The sequence below is a fragment of the Nocardia sp. CC201C genome, from assembly GCF_030010695.1.
Taxonomy (GTDB): Bacteria; Actinomycetota; Actinomycetes; order Mycobacteriales; family Mycobacteriaceae; genus Nocardia; species Nocardia otitidiscaviarum.
Genome location: NZ_JASCXP010000481.1, coordinates 1 through 5,151, shown reverse-complemented (window position 1 = coordinate 5,151; position 5,151 = coordinate 1). Strand labels below are relative to the sequence as shown.

At 69.0% G+C, this 5,151-nt stretch carries 5 protein-coding genes; all 5 read left to right on the top strand.

Annotation, left to right across the window (positions count from 1 at the left end):
- The first annotated feature begins 57 nt into the window (after positions 1-57).
- A complete protein-coding gene (locus QK444_RS32240) occupies positions 58-858 on the top strand; it encodes a TIGR00730 family Rossman fold protein (RefSeq protein WP_282785839.1) in 801 nt (266 codons plus the stop codon).
- The gene (locus QK444_RS32235) at positions 852-1,424 is read left to right on the top strand and encodes a TIGR00730 family Rossman fold protein (RefSeq protein ID WP_282785838.1); all 573 of its coding nucleotides are present in this window, start codon (positions 852-854) and stop codon (positions 1,422-1,424) included. Before QK444_RS32240 ends, QK444_RS32235 begins: the two co-directional genes overlap by 7 nt.
- Positions 1,425-1,483: 59 nt before the next feature.
- Positions 1,484-3,253 carry a long-chain-acyl-CoA synthetase gene (locus QK444_RS32230; RefSeq protein WP_282785837.1) on the top strand — a complete coding sequence of 590 codons (1,770 nt, stop codon included), beginning with the start codon at positions 1,484-1,486 and terminating at the stop codon, positions 3,251-3,253.
- A gap of 82 nt (positions 3,254-3,335) precedes the next feature.
- Complete coding sequence (folP, locus tag QK444_RS32225) at positions 3,336-4,208, top strand: dihydropteroate synthase (RefSeq protein ID WP_282785836.1); 873 nt, start codon at positions 3,336-3,338, stop codon at positions 4,206-4,208.
- Positions 4,205-5,125 carry a glucosyl-3-phosphoglycerate synthase gene (locus QK444_RS32220; protein WP_282785835.1) on the top strand — a complete coding sequence of 307 codons (921 nt, stop codon included), beginning with the start codon at positions 4,205-4,207 and terminating at the stop codon, positions 5,123-5,125. The genes folP and QK444_RS32220 overlap by 4 nt, the downstream gene beginning before the upstream one ends.
- The last annotated feature ends 26 nt before the right edge of the window (positions 5,126-5,151 follow it).

Genomic DNA, 5,151 nt, shown 5'->3' with positions numbered 1-5,151 from the left:
TTCAGCGCCGCGAGCCCCGCCCGGAGCGAAGCGGAGGGCAAGATAGATACTGCCCGTATGTCTGCTGACGCCGAATTCGGTGCTCGCTCGTCCAAGACTCCTCGGTTCCGGGGTCCGATAATGCTGCGCCGTGATCGTAAGAAGGGGATAGGGACCACCGACGAGCATTTGCTCGACGAACGCGGGACCGGTGACTGGGTGCACACCGATCCGTGGCGGGTGCTGCGGATTCAGGCCGAATTCGTCGAGGGCTTCGGCACTTTGGCGGAGGTGCCGCGGGCCGTGGCGATGTTCGGGTCGGCGCGGACTCCGGCCGATCATCCGGAGTACCAGGCGGGGCAGGCCATCGGGGCGGCGCTGGCGCGGGCCGGGTTCGCGGTGATCACCGGCGGTGGGCCCGGAGCGATGGAGGCCGCCAACCGGGGTGCGTCCGAGGAGGGCGGGTATTCGATCGGGCTCGGCATCGAGCTGCCGTTCGAACAGCACCTCAACGAGTGGGTGGATCTGGGGATCAACTTCCGCTACTTCTTCGTCCGCAAGACCATGTTCGTGAAGTACTCGCAGGCATTCGTCTGTCTCCCCGGCGGTTTCGGCACCCTCGACGAGCTGTTCGAGGCGCTCACCCTGGTGCAGACCCGCAAGATCACCCGGTTCCCGATCATCCTGTTCGGCACCCGCTACTGGTCGGGTCTGGTGGATTGGCTGCGGGATTCGCTGTTGGGCTCGGCCAAGATCTCCCCCGGCGACCTCGGCCTGCTGCATGTCACCGACAGTGTGGAGGATGTGGTGAACATCGTGACGCAGGCCGCCGAGGCCCGCGCCGAACTCGAGGCGGCGGAGGTGGAGGAACAGTGGTGAGCGACGCGGGTCCGGACAGCACCGCGTACGCGGTGTGCGTGTACTGCTCGGCCAGTTCCGCCGACGCGTCGGTGCTGGAGCTGGCGGCGCGGGTGGGCACCGAGATCGGCCGTCGCGGGTGGCGACTGGTGTCCGGCGGCGGCAATGTCTCCATGATGGGCGCGGTGGCCCAGGCGGCGCGGGCGGCGGGCGCGCACACCCTCGGCGTGATCCCGAAGCACCTGGTGCACAAGGAGGTCGCGGATGTGGACGCCGACGAGCTGATCGTCACCGACACCATGCGGCAGCGCAAGCAGATCATGGAGGACCGCGCCGACGCCTTCCTCACCCTGCCGGGCGGTATCGGCACCCTCGAGGAGTTCTTCGAGACCTGGACCGGTGCGTATCTCGGCGTGCACGACAAACCGGTGGTGGTGCTGGATCCCGACGACCACTACCGCGGCATGTTCGACTGGATCGACGAGCGGTTGGGTGGCCGGGGTTTCGTCGGACGTGAAGCGGTCGACCTGGTGACGGTGACCAAGGATCTGCCCGCGGCGTTCGCCGCCCTGCGGCCCGACGCCTGAAGCGGCCGAATTTCGCGTTCTCCTCGACAACTCGGGCGTCATCGGAAAGGCTGGAAGATGTGACGACCGATGCACGTTCGACGGTGAGCCTGCTCGACCTGGTCCGCGCCCTGCCCGGGATGGCCGTGCGAGCACCGCAGCTGGCGCGAAACGCGCTGGGCCTGTTGGTGAAATCGCGGGACAGAGCCTCGATCGGCCTGTTCTTCCAGCGTGCGGCCCGGCGGCATCCGGACCGGCCCTTCCTGAAATTCGAAGGCCGCGTGTACACCTGGGGCGAGGCGAATGCCGAGGTGAACCGGTACGCGCACGTGCTGGCCGGGCGCGGGGTCGGCCGCGGTGACGTGGTCGGCGTGCTCATGACCAACCGTCCGGAGACGGTGTTCACCGCGCTGGCCACGGTCAAGCTCGGGGCGACGGTCGGGCTGCTCAACCACAATCAGCGAGATACCGTGCTGGCGCACAGTTTCGGGCTGTTGGACAGTGTGGTGGACGTAGTGGGGGAGGAGTGCCGGGAGGCGCTCGAGTCGCTGGCCGAGCCGCGCCCCGCGGTGCTGTGGTCGCAGCAGCTGGCCGACGCCGCCCGCACCGCCGACACCGCGAATCCGGCGGTGACGGCGGAGGTCACGGCGGGCGAGCGGGCTTTCCTGATCTTCACCTCCGGCACCACCGGCATGCCCAAGGCGAGCGTCATGACGCATCTGCGGTGGACCAAGAGCATGGCGGGCCTGGGTGGGCTCGGCGTGCGGCTGCGCGGCGACGACACCATGTACTGCTGTCTGCCGCTGTACCACAACAACGCGCTCACGGTGGCGCTGTCGTCGGTGGTGTCGGCGGGTGCGTGCCTGGCGCTGGGACGGCATTTCTCGGCCTCCCGGTTCTGGGACGAGGCCATCGCCGCCGATGCCACGGCCTTCATCTATATCGGTGAGCTGTGCCGGTATCTGCTCAACCAGCCGCGCAAGAGCAGCGACCGGTCGCATCGGGTGGCCGTCGCGGTGGGCAACGGGCTGCGGCCGGAGCTGTGGGACGAGTTCCGGGATCGGTTCGGCATTCGGCGAATCGTCGAGTTCTACGGTGCCAGTGAGGGGAACGTCGCCTTCATCAACGCCTTCGGTGTGGACCGCACCGCCGGCTTCACGCCGCTGCCCTTCGCCATCGTCGACTACGACGACGAGACCGGTAGGGCCCGACGCGGTCCGGACGGCAAGCTCCGCAAGGTGTCGACCGGCGGCGTCGGCCTACTGCTGGCCAAGGTGACCGACCGCTCCCCCTTCGACGGCTACACCGACGCGGACGCCACCGAATCCAAGCTGGTCCGCGACGGCCTCGCCGACGGCGACTGCTGGTTCGACACCGGCGACCTGGTCCGCGATCAGGGTTACCGGCACATCGCCTTCGTGGACCGCCTCGGCGACACCTTCCGCTGGAAGGGCGAGAACGTGGCCACCACCGAGGTCGAGGGCGCGTTCGACGGCCTCGACGCCGTCTCCCAGGCGGTCGTCTACGGCGTCGACATCCCCGGCACCGACGGCAAGGCGGGCATGGCCGCCGTCACCCTCGCGCAGGACGCGAAATTCGACGGTCACCAGGTCGCCGCCCACCTGTACGACCGCCTCCCCGCCTACGCCGTCCCCCTCTTCATCCGCGTCGTCGGCGAACTGGAGCAGACCTCCACCTTCAAGAGCCGCAAGGTCGACCTCCGCAAACAGGGCTACACCCCCGACGACCACAGCGACCTCTACGTCCTGTCCGGCCGCACCGACGGCTACGTCCCCGCCTACCCCACCTATCCCGAGGACGTGGCCAACGCCCGAGCCCCCCGCGACTGACCGCCGTCGCGGGGAGCCGGACCCGGGTGTCCTCGATCTCCTGACGGGCGGGGTGGGTACAGGGCTGGGTACAGTCGAGGGCATGTGTGCGCCGTTGCCGACATTGTGCGGGAAGCCGGTGGCGACGGATCGGGCGCTGGTGATGGCGATCGTGAACCGGACGCCGGACAGCTTCTACGACAGGGGTGCGACCTTCGGTGACGAGGCCGCCATGGGGGCGGTTGCCCGGGCGGTGCGGGAGGGGGCCGATCTCGTCGATATCGGCGGCGTGAAGGCCGGGCCCGGTGTCGAGGTGGACGCCGCCGAGGAGGCGCGGCGGGTGGTGCCGTTCGTGGCCGCCATTCGGGAGGCGCATCCGGACCTGTTGATCAGTGTGGACACCTGGCGGGCCGAGGTGGCGCGGGCCGCGGTGGCGGCGGGCGCGGATCTGATCAACGACACCTGGGCCGGCGCCGATCCGGACCTGGTGGGGGTGGCGGCCGAGCTGGGGGTGGGCATCGTGTGCAGCCACACCGGCGGAGCCGTGCCGCGCACCCGCCCGCATCGGGTGCGCTACGCCGATGTGGTGGCCGAGGTCACCGACACGGTGGTGAGCGCGGCCGAGGCCGCCGCGGCGGCTGGCGTGGCAAAAGATTCGATACTGATCGATCCCACGCATGATTTCGGCAAAAACACCTACCACGGGCTGGAATTGTTGCGGGCTTTGGACGTTCTCGTTAACTCCGGCTGGCCGGTCTTGATGGCGCTGAGCAATAAGGATTTCATCGGAGAGACTCTTGGTGTCGGCCTGTCCGAACGATTGGAGGGCACATTGGCAGCAACTGCTTGGTCCGCCGCCGCGGGTGCTCGGGTTTTCCGGGTGCACGAGGTCGCCGCCACGCGCCGTGTGGTCGACATGATCGCCGCCATCCAGGGTCTCCGCCCGCCCGCCCGAACCCTGCGAGGTCTCGTATGACGGACTGGAACTTCACCCATACCTGGGATCGTCCCGACTGGACGGTCGAAGCGCTCGTCGCCGCCAAGAAGGACCGCACCGTATCGGTGGTCCTCCCCGCCCTCAACGAACAGGACACCGTCGCCGACGTCGTCGCCAGTATCAGACCCCTGCTCGGCACCCTGGTGGACGAACTGGTGGTGCTGGACTCCGGCTCCACCGACGCCACCATCGAACGCGCCCGCGCCGCCGGGGCCACCGTGTACACCCGCGAACAGGCCGTACCCGAACTCGAGCCCGTGCCGGGCAAGGGGGAGGTGCTGTGGCGGTCGCTGGCCGTCACCGACGGTGACCTGGTGGCGTTCGTGGACTCCGATCTCATCGATCCGGACCCCATGTTCGTGCCGAAGCTGCTCGGCCCACTGCTCACCGTGCCGGACGTGCAACTGTCCAAGGCGTACTACCGCCGCCCGCTGCGCCACGACACCGGTATCGACGAGCACGGCGGCGGCCGCGTCACCGAACTGGTGGCCCGTCCGCTGCTGTCGGCGCTGCGACCCGAGCTGTCGAAGGTGTTGCAGCCGCTCGGCGGCGAGTACGCGGGCACCCGTGAACTGCTCACCTCGGTGCCGTTCGCACCCGGCTACGGCGTCGAGATCGGCCTGCTGCTGGACACTTTCGACCTGTACGGCCTGCACGCCATCGGCCAGGTCAACCTCGGCGTCCGCACCCACCGCAACCGCCCGCTGTCCGACCTGGGCGTCATGAGCCGCCAGATCCTCGGAACGGTGCTGGGCCGCAGCGGAATCCCGGATTCCGGCGCGGCGCTGACCCAATTCCCGCTCATCGGCGGCGAATTCACCGCGCTCACCACCGAGGTGTCGCTGACCGACCGTCCGCCCATGAAGGAGCTGCGCCCCGCCTGGGCAGCCGCCTGACCCGAATCCGTCGAGTAGGCGGGCCG

Excerpts from the sequence above, each read along its gene's own strand:
- QK444_RS32240 (WP_282785839.1), top strand. The coding sequence starts at position 58 with ATGTCTGCTGACGCCGAATTCGGTGCTCGCTCGTCCAAGACTCCTCGG.
- folP (WP_282785836.1), top strand. The coding sequence starts at position 3,336 with ATGTGTGCGCCGTTGCCGACATTGTGCGGGAAGCCGGTGGCGACGGAT.
- QK444_RS32220 (WP_282785835.1), top strand. The coding sequence starts at position 4,205 with ATGACGGACTGGAACTTCACCCATACCTGGGATCGTCCCGACTGGACG.